This window comes from Bacillus sp. 3255 (genome assembly GCF_031456485.1).
Classification (GTDB): Bacteria; Bacillota; Bacilli; order Paenibacillales; family NBRC-103111; genus Paenibacillus_E.
Genome location: NZ_JAVDUS010000008.1, coordinates 1 through 14,872, shown reverse-complemented (window position 1 = coordinate 14,872; position 14,872 = coordinate 1). Strand labels below are relative to the sequence as shown.

At 56.6% G+C, this 14,872-nt stretch carries 10 protein-coding genes; 8 read left to right on the top strand and 2 right to left on the bottom strand.

The features are described from left to right. Window positions 1-67 precede the first annotated feature (67 nt). On the bottom strand, window positions 68-1,750 hold the full coding sequence (locus tag J2X61_RS13725) for an MORN repeat-containing protein (protein WP_310188363.1): 1,683 nt from the start codon (window positions 1,748-1,750) through the stop codon (window positions 68-70). A 50-nt stretch (window positions 1,751-1,800) separates the two neighbouring features. Beyond that, a complete protein-coding gene (locus J2X61_RS13720; protein ID WP_274467143.1) occupies window positions 1,801-2,187 on the bottom strand; it encodes a DUF4280 domain-containing protein in 387 nt (128 codons plus the stop codon). Between the two features lie 183 nt (window positions 2,188-2,370). Here J2X61_RS13720 and J2X61_RS13715 point away from each other — a divergent pair, with 183 nt between their 5' ends. The 8 genes from J2X61_RS13715 to J2X61_RS13680 all read left to right on the top strand — a co-directional run. Further along, window positions 2,371-5,700 (top strand): stalk domain-containing protein, encoded by a 3,330-nt coding sequence (locus J2X61_RS13715; protein WP_310188360.1) that lies wholly within the window; start codon window positions 2,371-2,373, stop codon window positions 5,698-5,700. A gap of 17 nt (window positions 5,701-5,717) precedes the next feature. Continuing rightward, window positions 5,718-8,483, top strand: a complete 2,766-nt coding sequence (locus tag J2X61_RS13710) for an adenylate/guanylate cyclase domain-containing protein (RefSeq protein WP_310188359.1) — start codon at window positions 5,718-5,720, stop codon at window positions 8,481-8,483. Then, entirely contained in the window at window positions 8,483-8,998 is a 516-nt protein-coding gene (locus J2X61_RS13705; protein ID WP_310188358.1) for a GNAT family N-acetyltransferase, read from the top strand. Before J2X61_RS13710 ends, J2X61_RS13705 begins: the two co-directional genes overlap by 1 nt. A gap of 21 nt (window positions 8,999-9,019) precedes the next feature. Next, on the top strand, window positions 9,020-12,067 hold the full coding sequence (locus tag J2X61_RS13700; protein WP_310188357.1) for a cyclic nucleotide-binding domain-containing protein: 3,048 nt from the start codon (window positions 9,020-9,022) through the stop codon (window positions 12,065-12,067). A gap of 23 nt (window positions 12,068-12,090) precedes the next feature. Next, window positions 12,091-12,537, top strand: a complete 447-nt coding sequence (locus tag J2X61_RS13695; protein ID WP_310188356.1) for an ATP-binding protein — start codon at window positions 12,091-12,093, stop codon at window positions 12,535-12,537. Next, window positions 12,534-12,869: an STAS domain-containing protein gene (locus tag J2X61_RS13690; protein WP_274467137.1), complete on the top strand. Its 336-nt coding sequence runs from the start codon at window positions 12,534-12,536 to the stop codon at window positions 12,867-12,869. Before J2X61_RS13695 ends, J2X61_RS13690 begins: the two co-directional genes overlap by 4 nt. A 39-nt stretch (window positions 12,870-12,908) precedes the next feature. After that, a complete protein-coding gene (locus J2X61_RS13685; protein ID WP_310188355.1) occupies window positions 12,909-14,279 on the top strand; it encodes a PP2C family protein-serine/threonine phosphatase in 1,371 nt (456 codons plus the stop codon). A gap of 129 nt (window positions 14,280-14,408) precedes the next feature. Beyond that, on the top strand, window positions 14,409-14,872 hold a 464-nt coding region (locus tag J2X61_RS13680; RefSeq protein WP_396135446.1), incomplete at its 3' end, for a hypothetical protein.

Below are 14,872 nucleotides of genomic sequence, written 5' to 3'. Positions count from 1 at the left end.
TCCTTGGTTTAATATTCGTCGCAGAATAAATAAAGAGCTAAGCAATTAGAATTGCTTAGCTCTTTATTTATTTCGTAGAGCTCACCTGCAATAGGTGAGCCTCTTTGGTTTGGTTAAAGTGCGTCAAGGTGAACAAGAAGTCACCTTTGTAGTAGCTGTTTGTGTAGGTGCCGTTACCGGCTCTTACGCCCGTTTCCATCACGGTGTAGCCGGCATCATTGGGCTCGCCGGGCTTGGTGACGGTCTCGATAGCCGGCTGCAGCTGCGCCAAGGGCTTCGAGCCCCAAATGCTGAGGGAGGTGACGACAGCCTCCTTCGGGTTGGTCTTCGACGGTTCGACCAACAGCGAGAGTTGGTAGGCTGGATAGTTCAGCAGCAGCTTCACGCTGGCACTGGCCCCAGCCCCGGCTGCTGCCGCCCCGCCCGAGCCGGCGCCCGCGGCCGGCTCGGGCGGGGCGGCAGCATCGCCGGCAGGGTCAACTGCCGCGGAGGCGTCCACCGCCGCCTCCTGGCCCGCAAGCATGACGCTGTCGTCCAGCAGCGTCACTTCCCCCGGTTTGCCCAGCAAGTCTTCGACTTTTTTGCTGGACAAACCGATGAAGCTCTGCAGGCTGACCTGGCCGCCTGCAAAGAAGCTCCGCAGCAGCGGCGCGCCGTCTGCGTCAAACAGCGTGCCAAGGCCGTCATAGACGCCGACCTTGAAATCCCCTTTGTAGACGAGTTTGCCTAACTCATCATACGCTTCGCCGGCGCCGGTCAAGGCGCCGTTCACGTACGTGCCCTTGAAGCGGGGCACGGCCTTCTCATCAAAGGCGGTGCCTTCCCCGCCGTAGAGGCCCGCAAGGAACTGGCCTTTGTACCTCATAAGGCCGCTAGCGCTAAACTCAGTGCCCTCGCCGGAAAAGCTGCCGCCCAGGAAGCCGCCTTCATACACGAGCTGGCCTTTCGTATCAAAAAGCTTCCCGGCTCCGTTATACTGTCCGGCTGCGAATTCACCCTCGTACTGGGTGATGCCCCCCGAGTAGAACAGTTTGCCCGCACCGTTATACAGACCGCCGCTAAACGCGCCTTCGTAGAGAATTTCGCCGCTCGGGGCGAATAATTTGCCGGCACCGCCATACTTGCCGTTTTGGAACTCGCCGATATACAGCACTTTCTGGTTGGCATCGTATAACGTGCCGGCGCCATTGAAGGCATCTCCGGCAAAAGCCCCTTTATACAGCAGGGAGCCGCGCTCGTCATAGAGTGAGCCCGCGCCGGACTTCTGGCCTTTGTCGAAATCGCCTTCGTAGGCGAGCACGCCGTTATTGTGGTACAGCTTGCCTTTGCCGGCATACAGGCCGTCCGCCAAGCCGCCTTCGTAGCGGGCTGCCTTCTCGGCGCCAACGACTTTGCCGTTTCCGGAGAAAGCGGTCAGCTTCGTCGTGTTTTCCTGCAGCACGGGCACCCGGCCCAGCCATCGGTTCACAATCGCCGGCGGCCGGACGAAGATGAAGAAGAGGACGACAAGGATGAAAAGGACGATGAAAAGCAGCAGCCTCTTGGAGACGTAGTAGGATCCGATCAGAACATAATTTTTTAACGAAGTCTCCCGCGTTTGCAGAAAGACCCGGAGCATTTGTTGGAACTTGATAATGGCCAGCTTCGGCAGCCTTCCAAGGGTTTGGATGGCTTTCATGACATGGCCGATGAACGGTGCTACGACAGGCCTTAGCACTTTCTCAAGGGTTTTGACCGGCTGAATCTCCAAATGATTTCACTCCTAAGAGGGATTGTAGGTACTGAACGCGGCCGAGAAGGTTAAGGCACTTGAATGGTCATTTGACCCGGCTGCTGAATTTGGATGACGCCGCCCCAGTTGCACATACATTTGGAAGTGTTGTTCAGAGCGGGCATGTTGGCGACGAGTACCGTCGGCGAGCCGGGTACCCAAGGGGCTGCCGTTACCGGTATGCAGGGCATGGGGGTGAGTACGCCGAATGCAGCCGCCGTTGCCGCGGCAACCATAGGGTTGGCCATTGAATTGCACATGCCGAACGGCAAAATGTTCACCATCGGCTTATTATCCATAATGTTGGCGATCGGCATGGAGGTCATCACCATATTCGCCGGGAGCACCATCAAGGAGCTGGGGGCTGCGCCGAACGTGCATTGCAGCATCGCACCGCCGCAAACGATGTTTCCCATGGGCAAATCTCCTTCCTAAATACCGGAAAACTCTATTACTTTTATACTACTAGAAAAGAAGTTAACCATCAATCTATTACTTTATTCGATTGTATTCGCTAAGTTTCTCCAAAAGATGGGTGCGAGAGAGTGGGAGATATTGTACTATAAAGAAAGAGAGATTCATGAGCGGAGGGATTCATCATGGCAAGGGGAAATGCGGTGAAGCTGGGCCTTGCGCTGCTGCTGTCGGCGACTCCGGTGCTGGCTGCCGGGCCAAGAGCGGAAGCGGCGTCAGTGAAGGCTTTGACGATGAAAGAAGCGCTGGATCAAGGGTTGAAAGTCAGTTCCGTGCTGCGGGATGCGAAGACGGATATTGCCAAGAAGAAGCTGGAGCTGGAGCAGGCTCAGCATGCCGTGAAGAGCGAGGAAGCGAAGGCTTCCGGGCTGTTTGCCAAGCCGCGTAATTTGAGCCAGGATTTGACGACCCGGATGAAGGTGCCGGAAGCCAGGAAGCAGCTGTATATCGCACAGGAAACGCTGCGCCAGTCCATGAATACGGTTCGTTTCGACGTCATGAAGGCGTATTTGACGGCCTATCAAGATTCGGCGGCGGAAGAAGGTGCCCGCAAGCGCTGGGAGAATGCGAAGTCGGCAGTCGACACGGTCCGTACGAAGCGGAAATACGGGCTGGCGGACAGCGCCGAACAGGAGAAGGCGGATAAAGCGCTCGAGAAGGCCGCATCCGAATATAAGCAAGCACAGCTGACGGCCAAGACGAGCCGGTTGGCGCTAGGCAAGCTGTTGGGCTTAGATATGGAGAACAAGGTCCAATTATCTTTCGAGCCCGATTATGCGAATCTGGATCAGAAGCAGCTGCCGGGCTATATCGCCAGCGCGCTGAAGTCGACGCTTAGTCTGCTGAAGGATACGGAGGACCGGCGGCTGGCGGATCACAAGCTGAGCACGGCCCGCGATCTTTACAGCTCCAAGTTCGGCAGCAGCCGAATGAAGGTCATGGACGGCATCTACAAGTCCAAGGATATCGATATGGAGATGTTGGGCGCCAGCTATGAAGCGACGCTGGCCAGAGTGAAGAAGGATTGGGAAGGGTATTTCCTGCTGCTTGGCTTTATCCCGATCCCCAAATCGCTGCTGCAAGGGGAGTTCGACGGACTGCGCTATTTGGACGATCTGCGGGATGCCCTGCCGATTGCGACGATGGAACAGAATAAGGCGGCCCTGCAGGAGAAAGAAAGCCGGAGCAGCGTCATCGCTGCCGTGCGGGCTTCCTATATGGAAGCCAAAGGGGCGGAGGAGGGCTATGCCCAGGCTTTGCGCGATAAGGAAAGCGCGGTGAGCGCTTTGGATAAAGCGTCCCGGAAGGTGAAGCTCAGCCTCATGAAAGCGGACGAGCTGCTTCCCTATCAGGAAGCGGTTGCGAAGGCTGACGAACTCATTCTATCGGCACAATTAAGCTACAAAACAGCGCTCGGGAAGCTGGACGTCGAGACCGGCGGAGCCGTGGACAAAACGTTGAAAAAGGGGATCCTCCCTTACCGGAATCTGGATGACGGGCTTGCTGCCGTCAAGCCGCAAAATCCGCAGCCTCCTGCAGGCACGTGGAAGCTGAAGTCTGCGGTAGGGCCGCTGCTTAGCGATTTCAGCGTGACGGTGAATCGGAAGCTGGGCGCGACGGAGTATGCCGTGTTCACCAAAGAAGGCCGTCCGGTCGGGAAGAAGACCAAAATCAATAAACCGGTGCGCAATCTAACGCTCAAATTCGGCCAAACCGACAATTTGAAGGTCGTATTGTATGCGAAGGGAACGCCGATCGGCGAACTGCTGCTCGAAGGCAAAGGAAACGCAGGACAGCTGGCGGCACCGGCTGCGGAAGATGCTGCGGCAGGCGGAGGAAGCGAAGGCAGTGCCGGCGGCGTAACGCAAGGTGGCGGGACAGCAGGTTCAAGCGGCGATAGCGGCACATCCGCAGGCAGCGAGGCCAAGGGACTCGGAACCGTCATTATCGGCTCCTACCAAGTGCAGCTGGAGGCGCTGACCCCGGAAGCTTACAATGCGGCGTCGGCTACGATGTCGGCATCGGGGCAAGGGATTTATTATAAGGCGGATGAGCCGGGAGCCGTCTGGTTCGGCCTGGATAATGCCGTGGAAGCCAGCGCGCTGGAGGATCCGGGCAGTGCTTCGGCGCTTTCCAAGGAAGAGGAGGCAGCTTTGAAAGTTACAGTTGAAATAGCCAAACCGGGAGCGATCGCATCTTTGCAGACACCTGCACAATTGCAGCAGCAAATCGATACGCTGAAGAAGGATATTGAGAAGCTGGAGGCTGCCAAGGAAGCGGCCGTAACGGATATGAAGCTGAGCGAGATCGCCGACCTGGCGGTTGAGCTCAAGGATGCGCAGGCGCAGCTCGGCATGCTGGAGGCGCTGCAGAAGGGCGACAGCCAGGCAGCTCTGAAGCAGATGGAGCTGGTGAACAACCCGGACGCGCTGATCGCAGCGCTGGCCGAGGAAGAGCAGGCCCCGCCGGGCGAGCCTGGCGGGGAAGGTGGCGCCGACGGCTCCGCGTCGCCGGGTAAGGATGCAGCCAGCGAGGATGCGCTGGCTGCCCAAGCGGAGCTCCAGCAGGCGAAGCTGGAGCAGGCCCTTGCCGCCGGCGAGCCGGAGGCAGCGGCAGCCCTGCTGCCGCTGCTCCTGGGAACGCAGGCGAAGCTTGCGGATGCGAGGGCAGGCGCATCCGCAGGGCAGGCTTCGCTCGCCGAGGCGAAAGCGAAGCTGGAGGCTGCGCTGAAGCAGGCGCAAGCGCAGGGGGATGCGGAGCGGGCCGAGACGCTGACCCGCTCGCTGGAAGCCGTCGCCGAGGCGCAGCTGACGGCGAAGAAGGATGCGCTGTTCGCGCAGCTGGACGCCGTGGAAGAGCTTGCGGCAGCGCTGCCGCAGGAGGCGGGCGGCGTTCAGGCGCTGCTCGAACAGCAGGTAACGAAGCTGCTGAAGGAGCTGCAGCAGCAGGAGCAGGCCAAATACGCGCCGGAGGAGAAGCAGGCTCTGGCGGAGGTGTCGCAAGCGCTCGCAGGCATCACAGCCATAGACCCGGGCGCGGTTCTTGATGTGGGAACGGCGGGGGCGGACGTCCCATCGGACCCGGTACCGGTGTCCATTCAGCCGGTTCCGGCAGAGAATGTGCTTTCGCCCAATATTTTCATCAAATTCGACGCTCCGCCTGTTATAATAAACGGGCAGGCCTATTTGCCTATAAGATCCGTATCCGAGTCATTCGGTGCGGCCGTGGATTGGGACCAGGATAGTCTCACAGTAACGGTAAGTACAGAGTATACGACAATCACAAGCCGCATCTTTGAAGACCAAGCTTACGTTGACGGCGATCCCATGCAAATCGATGGACCCGCTTATCTGCTGGAAGGCCGGACGTATGTCCCACTTCGATTTATTGCAGAGTTTCTGGGGCTTCAGGTTGATTGGCATGCGCCTACGCAAATCATTCAGATTTCAAATTAAGAGGGGATTAAAGAGCGATGAAGAAATCGATCGCGGCATTGTTGATCGTATTGCTGCTGCTGGGGGCTGCCGGCACTTATTTGGGAATGAACCGGGATAGCTTCTCACTATGGCCTTTCCACAAGAGCATGCCTTTTGACGGCTTATCGAAGGCGGTCTCGGACGGGCACAACAACTTGTTCGTCATCGATAATGCGAAGAAGACGATTCACAAGCTGGACGGCAATGGCGTGCTTCAATACTCCATCACCAGCGAAACCGGCAAGAACGGCGAGGTGTACCGCTTTAACGATATGGCCGTCGACGATCAGGGCTATCTGTACACGATTCGGACCCTGCTCGATCCGTACGGCATTGCCGTGAAATCCGAGCAGATCGTCCGGTATACGCCGGACGGCCTGTTCGACCGCAGCCTCTTCACGAAAGAATACGATTCGCAAACCCAGCGGTACCGGCTGGGCTCCTTGCGGAACGTGCAGGTTCGCGAAGGGAAGGTTTACTTTTTCAATGACGACGTTCAGCAATTGACTCTCTATCAAGCTCCGGCGAATGTGGCCGTGCCGGCGGATCCGCAGTCCGTTCTCACGATTAAACTGCCGCAGAACAAATTCGTGTCCGAAGCGGACGGCTATAAACCGGGGGAAATTTATTATTCTACACGCAGCGGCGAGATTTACCGGGCTTCCGGCGACGGCCGCTCCGAGCTCGTGTATCCGCTGGACGGATTGGATCGCACAAGGCGCAATTTCCCGGAGAGCATGCATTTGGACAACGAGGGACGCCTGATTTTCATCGACTTCAACAATAAGATGATTTCCCGGCTCGATCCAGCCCATCCTTACACAATTGAAGGTCTGGTGACGGAAGAGAAGGTTAAGGCGAGCGGCGTAGAGTTAGCCTTCGATGCGACAACAAGCTCCATCTCACAGGATGGCAGTTTGATTATCGTGGAATCGGCGCAGATCAACCGCCTTCTGCCGGACGGCACGATTACGCCTTCCATGGTGGAAGCGTTGTTCAGCCAATCGGCGAAGACCCGGGCGATTCTTCTCTGGTCAGTCGCCGTAGCCGGCGTTATGCTGGTGCTGTACGCGCTCAAAATCATCTTCTTCAACCTGCTGCAGCGCCGTCTGCCGCTCATGATGAAACAAATTCTCATCCTGGTGCCGGTGATTGCCGTATCTATGATTCTATTGTCTACAGTTATTTACAACAGCTTCTCGAAGAAAATGGAAGAGGAAACGTTCAGCGAGCTGATTCTGCTGGCGAGGAACGGGCAGAACCTCGTGGACGGCGACAAGCTGGAAAGCCTTACGTCGCCATCGGATTATAACGGTGCGATTTATCAATCGTTCCGCAAGAAGATTCAATCCGTCTTCGAGAACAACGCGCAGGACGACAATCAAGGCTTCTACAAAGCCGTTTATAAATACGAGAACGGCGTCATCTACCGTATTATGGAAGATGATGACGGGATGCACATGTTTAATCCGTTCCAGCAGACGCCTGAGAACCAGCAGGTCGTCTTGGAGGGTAAGCCGGCTACGGGACAGTGGCAGGACTTCTCCGGGGAATGGCGCTATGCGATTGCACCGATTTTCAACTCCGCGGGCCGAATCGTCGGCGTGTTCGAAACAAGCAAAAATCTGGACGGCATCCTCAAACACCGCCAAACCGTATTGCAATCGATTATTCGCAATATCGCTCTCATATCGGTCGGCTTGCTGCTTGTGTTGGTGCTGATGACGTACGTGCTGCTTTCCTCCATTCGGAAGCTGCGCAACAGCGTCGGCGAGATCGCCAAGGGCAATTGGGATACGGTCGTTAGGATCAATACGAGGGATGAAGTGTCGGATTTGGGCGACAGCGTCAACACGATGGCGGCGCGCCTCCGGGACTACATCACCAAGGTCGAGAATTTCAGCCAATCTTACTATCGGTTCGTTCCCCAGCAGTTCCTGCGGTTCCTGAACAAGGAAAGCATTCTGGAGGTGGAGCTTGGCGATCAAGTGGAACAAAATATGTCGATTCTAATCTTTAACATCCGTGGCTTCTACCAGATGTCCAAGCGGCTTACGCCGGAAGAGAACTTCAATTTCGTCAATTCGTTCCTCAAAAGGTTCGGTCCCTATGTCCGGAACCATCAGGGGCTTATGAACAAGTACCTGGGCGCAGGTTTCATGGCGTTATTCCCGAACCAGGCGGATGAAGCGCTCATTGCGAGTATCGAGATGCGCAAGGAGCTGGAGCTGTACAATTCGCACCGGGCCAAAGTCGGCTATTCGCCGCTCGATTTCGGCATCGGCCTGCACAAAGGGCCGCTTCGTCTCGGCATTATCGGCGAGGAGCAGCGGCTCGAGGGCAACGTGATCTCCGACGGCGTCAATGTAGCGACAGTGCTGGAGAAAATGACGGAGCCGCTCGGCGCGTCGATCCTGATCACCGATCATGTGGTGCAGTCGCTGCAGCAGCCGGCCGGCTTCCAATTCCGGAGCCTGGGATTGATTCAGGTTGAAGGCGTGAAGGAGCCGCTTCGACTGTTCGATGTGTATCAAGGCGATCCGGACACGATCCGCGTCCTCAAGGAGAAGACCAAGGCGCTGTTCGAGCAGGCGGTCACCTACTATCAGGTAGGCCGTTTCTACGATGCCCGTGAAGCGTTCCTGATGGTCATCAAGCAGAACCGGCAGGATAAGGCGGCGCAGCTGTACTTCTATATTTGCGACGAATATTTCCAGAATGGCACGACGGCGGAATGGAATGGCACACTATCTGTTTCTTGATGAAAGAGGCGAAACCTGACATGCAAGTCCAAGAGCTAACGAATGAGAAAGACGCACTTCGCATTACCGAGTTTTATTTATCCTCGTCATCGTTTGACGACCAGCGGCATACGCCCGGCGAGCTGGATCATTTTCGCAACGCTCCCCTGCAGAGCCTGACACAGCGCAATCACCGGCACTGGTTCATTGAGAACGAGGACGGAGAGATCATCGCCGTTACGAGCTGCAAAGAAAATGAGCATCAATCCGGCGGATTCTTGTGGGATTATTTGGCTGTGCATCGCGAGTACCGCAGGCATGGGTTTGCGAAAATTTTGTTCCAAACGCTGGAGGCGTTCTCCAGAGAAGCGGGCGGGCGCTACATCCTTACTTATACGTGTGACTTGCCGGAATATCAGCCGATTCAGAGAATGTTCCGGGCGAACGGCTTTGAACTCATTGGCACTTATCCGAATTATTACTATGAAGGCGAAGCGAGACTGGCTTTCTACAAGCCGCTTGTGCAACACAAATGAACTTAGATTGGACCTGATGATATGCAAGGAAGCTTAACCAGATGGATGGGACTGCGCACAGAGGATATCCGCAAGCTGTGGATGATGCTGCCGATCTTTTATTTCAGCGGGATCGCGGAATCGTTGAATTATACTGCCTTCATGGCGCTGTTCAATCAAAGATTCGGCGTGCAGTATTTGCCCTATATCTACATTGTGGAAGCAGCGATCATGCCTCTGGAGGGCTGGCTCTTGGCTAAGCTGGCTGAACGGATGCCGAAAGCCCGGATGATGACGACGCTCTACTTGATTATGATGGGGCTGCTGCTTCTGAACGGGGCGGTGCTGCTCGGCTTCAAGGCGGGCGGCATCGATTTCCGCTACTACTATCCGATTCTGTTCCTGTCCTCCAATTTCGTCGTCAGGCAGCTGACGCTTCTTCTCTGGAGTACGGCCTTCGATCTGTGCCCGACCCAGCAGGCCAAACGATTGATGCCCGTGTTCATCGCCTCTACGACGACAGGCGGCATTACGGCCGGGCTCATCGCCCATCAAGTCGGCAAGCTGCTCGGTACCGAAGCGGTCTATGCGCTGGCTCCCGTGCTGATGGTCGGCGGCTTTCTGTTCTTCCGCAAGGCGCTGGCGCGCTACTTGGCGCCATTGACGCTGAAGGAAGATTTGCGGTCCAAACAGGGAACCGGCACGGAAGAGCAGCAGATGCCTGCCGGGTATTATTTCAAAGAGATGCTGCGCAGCCCGTTTCTGCTGTGCGCCGTCGCGTTGATGACGCTCATGCCTGCGGTGTATTTCATGATCGAATATCAGTACTTTACCGCGGCGGAGGCTCATTTCCCGGCAGAGGGCGATTTGACCTCGTTCTACGGTTTAATAACCGCTATCCAGTTTACATTCTGTCTGCTGCTGCAGACGGTGTCGACGCGTTTAATGAATTGGCTGGGTGCCAGCAATATGCTGCTCGCGATTACGATTGTATTCTTCGGCGGCTTTGGCTTGACGGCGCTGTTCATGAATGAATCACTCGGGCTGGCGATGGTGTCGGGTTCCTATGCCGTCTTTTATATTTTGCTGTATTACATTGCAGAGCCTTGTTATCAGCTGTTCTTCAAAATGATGCCCATCGCCAAGCGGGACGGCTATCGTTATTTCGCTCAAGGCGTAGCGGCCTCGGGCGGCATTCTGATCGGTTCGCTCTTGTCGCTGCTGCATGCTTTCGGTCTCATCCGGCTGTCTCCGCTGGCTTGGCTAGGCGTGTGCGTAGCGGCCGTCCTCATCCTGGTGGCCTGGTACGGCCGGCATTTGTACATTCGCGAGCTGGTCAAAAGCGTGCAGTCGCTGCACGCCGATCTGTCGGACATCGCCGAGTCCTTCATCGGGGGGATTCGCAGTTCCAAGGCGCTGTCGGCTATGCTGGGCTATTTGAAGCATCCGAACGATTACGTGCGGGAGCTGGCGCTGGAAGTGATCGGCAAAGCGAAGGATTCCGCGTTCCTCCCGCATTTGATCGGGATGATCGGAGAGGAGAGTTCGCGCATCCGCATTGCTGTGCTGCGGGCGATGAATTTGCAGAGCGCAACGATCCAGGATCTGGTGCAGGTCGCTTCGTTCCTCGAGGATGAAGATCCGGAGGTGCGCGCAGAGTCCGTGAAGCTGATCTCCCGGGCTACGCATTTGCGCAGCCAATCGCATTTCTTCATTCGCGTCAAGCTGCTGGATAGCCATCCGAAGGTGGTTCATGAAGGCGTCAAGGCGCTTTATGCACTCGAAAGCGAAGAGAGCTATCAGGCCTGCGACGAGGCGATCATCAAAATGCTCGATAACGGTGGAGAATGGGCCGTATACGGCTGCCATACGGTAGCGGATCTGAAGCTTGAGACGTACGCAGCTTGGGTGCTGTCGCTGCTAGACGATCATCGCCCGGCGGTCAAGGTCGCAGCTGCGCAATGTCTCGGCAAGCTTCGTCACATCGAAGCGATTCCGCTGCTTCTCGGCATGGTGCCGATGGCGGACCAGGAGCTGCGCAAGGCGATTCTCCAAGCCTTCGTGGATATGGGAGATCGGGCTTTACCGGCGCTGCTGGGCAGCATGGATCATGCCAATCCGTTTATATGGAACGCAGCGGTGACGGCTCTCGCCGAGCTGCTCGACGAGAGCGGTCTGAGGACGCAGCTCGTCGACCGCTCGGTTGCCCGCATGCTGGCTTCCACGCAGGAGCGCGCCCTGCCGGCAGCGCTGCAAGCGCTTGGCATGCAGGGGCTTGCCGAGCTGGCGAACCAGCGCTGCGCAGAGCTGCACAACGCGCTCGTCGGCGGCGCGTGGGCGGTGATGGCGAAGTTCGTCGACGAACGGGTCGTCGCCACGCTGCGCGAGGTGACCCAGGATGAAAGCGAAGAGGTGCGCGATAACGGGCTTGAAGTGCTCGCCGAAGGCATCGGTGACCGCAAGCTGGCGCTGGCTTTGCTGGAGTTGTTGAAGGACGATGCGCCAAGCGGCGAAGCGGAGGCGGCGGAGCCGCTGCTGCTTCTGAAGGAAGCTGCCGCATGGTCGGACAGTTGGTTGAGAGAGATCGCCGTTTATGCATTAAGTGCACGGGAGCGTGATGAGATGAAAGAAGAGCGCAAGTTTCTGACAATGCTCGATAAAGTCATTTTCTTGAAGCAGGTGTCGTTATTTGCCGACCTGTCGGTGGATGAACTGGGCTTGATTGCCGGCATTGCCACCGAGGAGGTCCATGAGGATTTAACCTATCTGCTGCGCCGTGGGCAAAGCAATTCGGCCATGTACTTGATCATCGAGGGCAATGTGGAGCTTAGCAATGAAACCGGCAGCGGCGAAACGGGAACGATCGGCGTGCTTGGACCGAAGCAGGCTTTCGGGGAAACGACGGCGCTCGACGGTTCGCCTTCCTCGATTACGGCGCAAGCGATCTTCGATGAGGTGCGCGTGCTTGCTCTGCAAGGTGAAAGTTTGTCCCGCCTGGTGAGACTTTATCCGGAAATCGGCATCGGGCTGCTTCATGCGTCCAGTGCGCGCGTTCGTTTGCTGGAAAATATGCTTTTGAAAATGGCGTAATAGGAAAAAAGGGGGGAATGGCCGTGGCCGTGTCATCGTCAGAGACGCTTGTCATGCGCAACGATCTGCAGGAGCTGGAGCGGCTCGGGGCCTTCTTACGCGGCTTGGCGCAGAGGATGGAGATCGATGAGCAGACGCTGTTCCAAATCAATTTGGTGTGTGACGAGCTTGTAACGAACATCATTCTGTACGGTCATCCCCCGGAAGAACGCGGCTTACACGCTATTCGGCTGATGATCGGGAGCCATTCGGGCGGATGGGAGCTGTGTTTGTCGGATCACGGCGTCCCTTTCAATCCTTTGCTCCAATCGTCCCCGCGCGTCGATCTGGATATAGAGGAACGAGGCATCGGCGGGCTGGGCATTCATTTCGTCAGACAAGTGATGGACGATATCCGATATGAGCGCGTAAATGAACAAAACGTATTATTAATGACGAAACGCCGTATCCAGGAGGAGGGAATATCATGAACATAACGGAGCAGTTGCAAGGAGAGATCGTGCTGCTGGGCATAAGCGGCAGGCTGGATGCCAACACATCCGGAAGCTTGGAGGCCGCTTTTGCGAAATTGACCCAACAGGGGAACGGGAAGTTTGTTTTCGATCTGCAGGGGCTTGAGTATGTAAGCTCCGCAGGACTGCGAAGCCTGTTATCAGCTGCCAAAATGACCAAAGTCATCGGGGGCAAACTGGCGCTGGCGCGCATGAACGAGCACGTCAAAGAAGTGTTCGATATGTCGGGGTTTAGCTCTATTTTTGCGATCTACGCGACGGAAGCGGATGCGATCGATGCCATTTCCTAGATCCTGTCATACATGCAACGGAAAGAGGAGGCGCGCAGAATGAATGCAACTGTTGGCGTACTTCTTCTGATCTGTTTGGCGGTCGGGACCGTCTGGCAGCTGAGCGAACGCAAGCGCAAAATCGCCGAAGCGGAGCTGCAGCGGACGATGCAGTTGTTCGATGTCAGTCTGGAAGTCAATTCGACGATACAGAAGCAGGATTTGCTGGCCCAAATAATGGAGACTTCGTCCCGCGTCATGAATGCGGAGGCTTCCTCCGTCATCCTGGTTGACGAAGCTAAGGGCGAGCTGTTCTTCGACCTTGCACTCGGCGAGAAGGGCGACGAAGTCCGCGAGATTCGCCTCAGAATCGGCGAAGGCATCGCCGGTTGGGTCGCCCAGACCGGCCAGTCCGTCAAAATCGACGATGCGGCGCAGGACGATCGGTGGTCGTCCAAAGTCGCCAAGCGGGTCGATTACCCGACACGCAACATGCTCTGCGTGCCTCTCGTCAGCAAAGGCAAAATCATCGGCGTCCTGCAAGTGCTGAATAAGCGGGATGATGCGCATTTCACCGATCGCGATTTGCAGCTGTTGGAATCCATCTCGTCTCCAATCGCCGCTTCGTTAGAGAACGCTATGCTCTACGATGCGCTCGAGAAGACGACGAAGGCGAAGGAACGGATGGAGAGCGAGCTGCGCATTGCGACGGATATCCAGATGGGCTTCCTGCCCCGGGAAGGACTGCAGGCCGCGCACGAATCGGCCGCAGCCGAGACACGCGCTTATATTCGGCCGGCCCGGGAGGTCGGCGGGGATTTCTATGATTATTTTCGCATCGGTGAGAATAAGCTGTTCTTCGCTTTGGGCGACGTATCCGATAAAGGGATTCCGGCAGCGCTCTTCATGGCGGTCACCATGACGCTGTTGAAAGGAAAGATGGCTCCGGACATGTCGCCCGGCGAGCTGCTCACGTCCGTCAACCGCGAGCTGTACAAGGATGACTCGACCATGTTTGCTACCATTTTCTGCGGGGTATTGGACGTAAGCACAGGGAGCTTGCACTACAGCGACGGGGGGCATTGCCCGCCGTATCTGGTGCGGGAGAACGGGGACGTCGAGCAGCTCAAAGGAAAGAAGGGGCTGCCGCTTGGCGTCATGGATGACATGATCTATGCGGACAATGAGGCCTTCTTAGGCCTGGGAGACCGTATCGTCTTGTATACGGACGGCATTACGGAAGCGGAGGACCGGAAGCAGGAGCAGTACGGGTATTCGCGTCTGCATGAACGATTGAAGCGGGAGCTTGCAAGCAGTCAAGCCGAGCTGCTCGAGCGTCTGGTGCGGGACGTGGATATGTTCGCAAACGGGGCGGTGCAATCCGATGATATCGCGGTGCTCGTCGTCGATCGGAAGCGATTCAACATGTAACCTCAAACTTACAGCGGTATGATATAGTGGAATTATAGACTTCGTTGCGCTCAGAAACGGATGAGATAGGGGGCGCAAGCCATCCCCGATGGCATTTTTCCCAGCATTATCAAATCTAGGAGGGTTCATATGCCAATGCACCAATCGCGTATTAACAGGCAGCCAGATACTTCCCTACAGCGCCATCCTAACAAGAACAATGCCCAGCCGCAGCCGGCAGGATCGGACCTTATGAATATCCAGCGGACGATCGGCAACAAAGCGGTTGGCAGCATGCTTTCGATTCAGACGAAGATGACGGTCGGACCGGTTGGCGATGCCTATGAGCAGGAAGCGGATCGGGTCGGGAAAGAAGTGGCGGATCATATCGCAGCATCGGAAAGCAGCGGTGCATCGGCTGCCGTGCAGCGCAGCGAAAGCCCAGAAGCGGAAGAGGAAGAGCTGCAGATGAAGCCGTCGTCGGAGACGATCCAGCGGATGGAGGGCGAGGAAGCGGAAGAGGAAGAGCTGCAGATGAAGCCTTCGACGGAGACGATCCAGCGGATGGAAGGCGAGGAAGCGGAGGAGGAAGAGCTGCAGATGAAGCCTTCGAC

Bases quoted from the DNA above. Each gene is read 5' to 3' on its own strand.
- J2X61_RS13720 (WP_274467143.1), bottom strand. From the start codon at position 2,187: ATGGGAAACATCGTTTGCGGCGGTGCGATGCTGCAATGCACGTTCGGC.
- J2X61_RS13715 (WP_310188360.1), top strand. From the start codon at position 2,371: ATGGCAAGGGGAAATGCGGTGAAGCTGGGCCTTGCGCTGCTGCTGTCG.
- J2X61_RS13710 (WP_310188359.1), top strand. From the start codon at position 5,718: ATGAAGAAATCGATCGCGGCATTGTTGATCGTATTGCTGCTGCTGGGG.
- J2X61_RS13705 (WP_310188358.1), top strand. From the start codon at position 8,483: ATGAAAGAGGCGAAACCTGACATGCAAGTCCAAGAGCTAACGAATGAG.
- J2X61_RS13700 (WP_310188357.1), top strand. From the start codon at position 9,020: ATGCAAGGAAGCTTAACCAGATGGATGGGACTGCGCACAGAGGATATC.
- J2X61_RS13690 (WP_274467137.1), top strand. From the start codon at position 12,534: ATGAACATAACGGAGCAGTTGCAAGGAGAGATCGTGCTGCTGGGCATA.
- J2X61_RS13685 (WP_310188355.1), top strand. From the start codon at position 12,909: ATGAATGCAACTGTTGGCGTACTTCTTCTGATCTGTTTGGCGGTCGGG.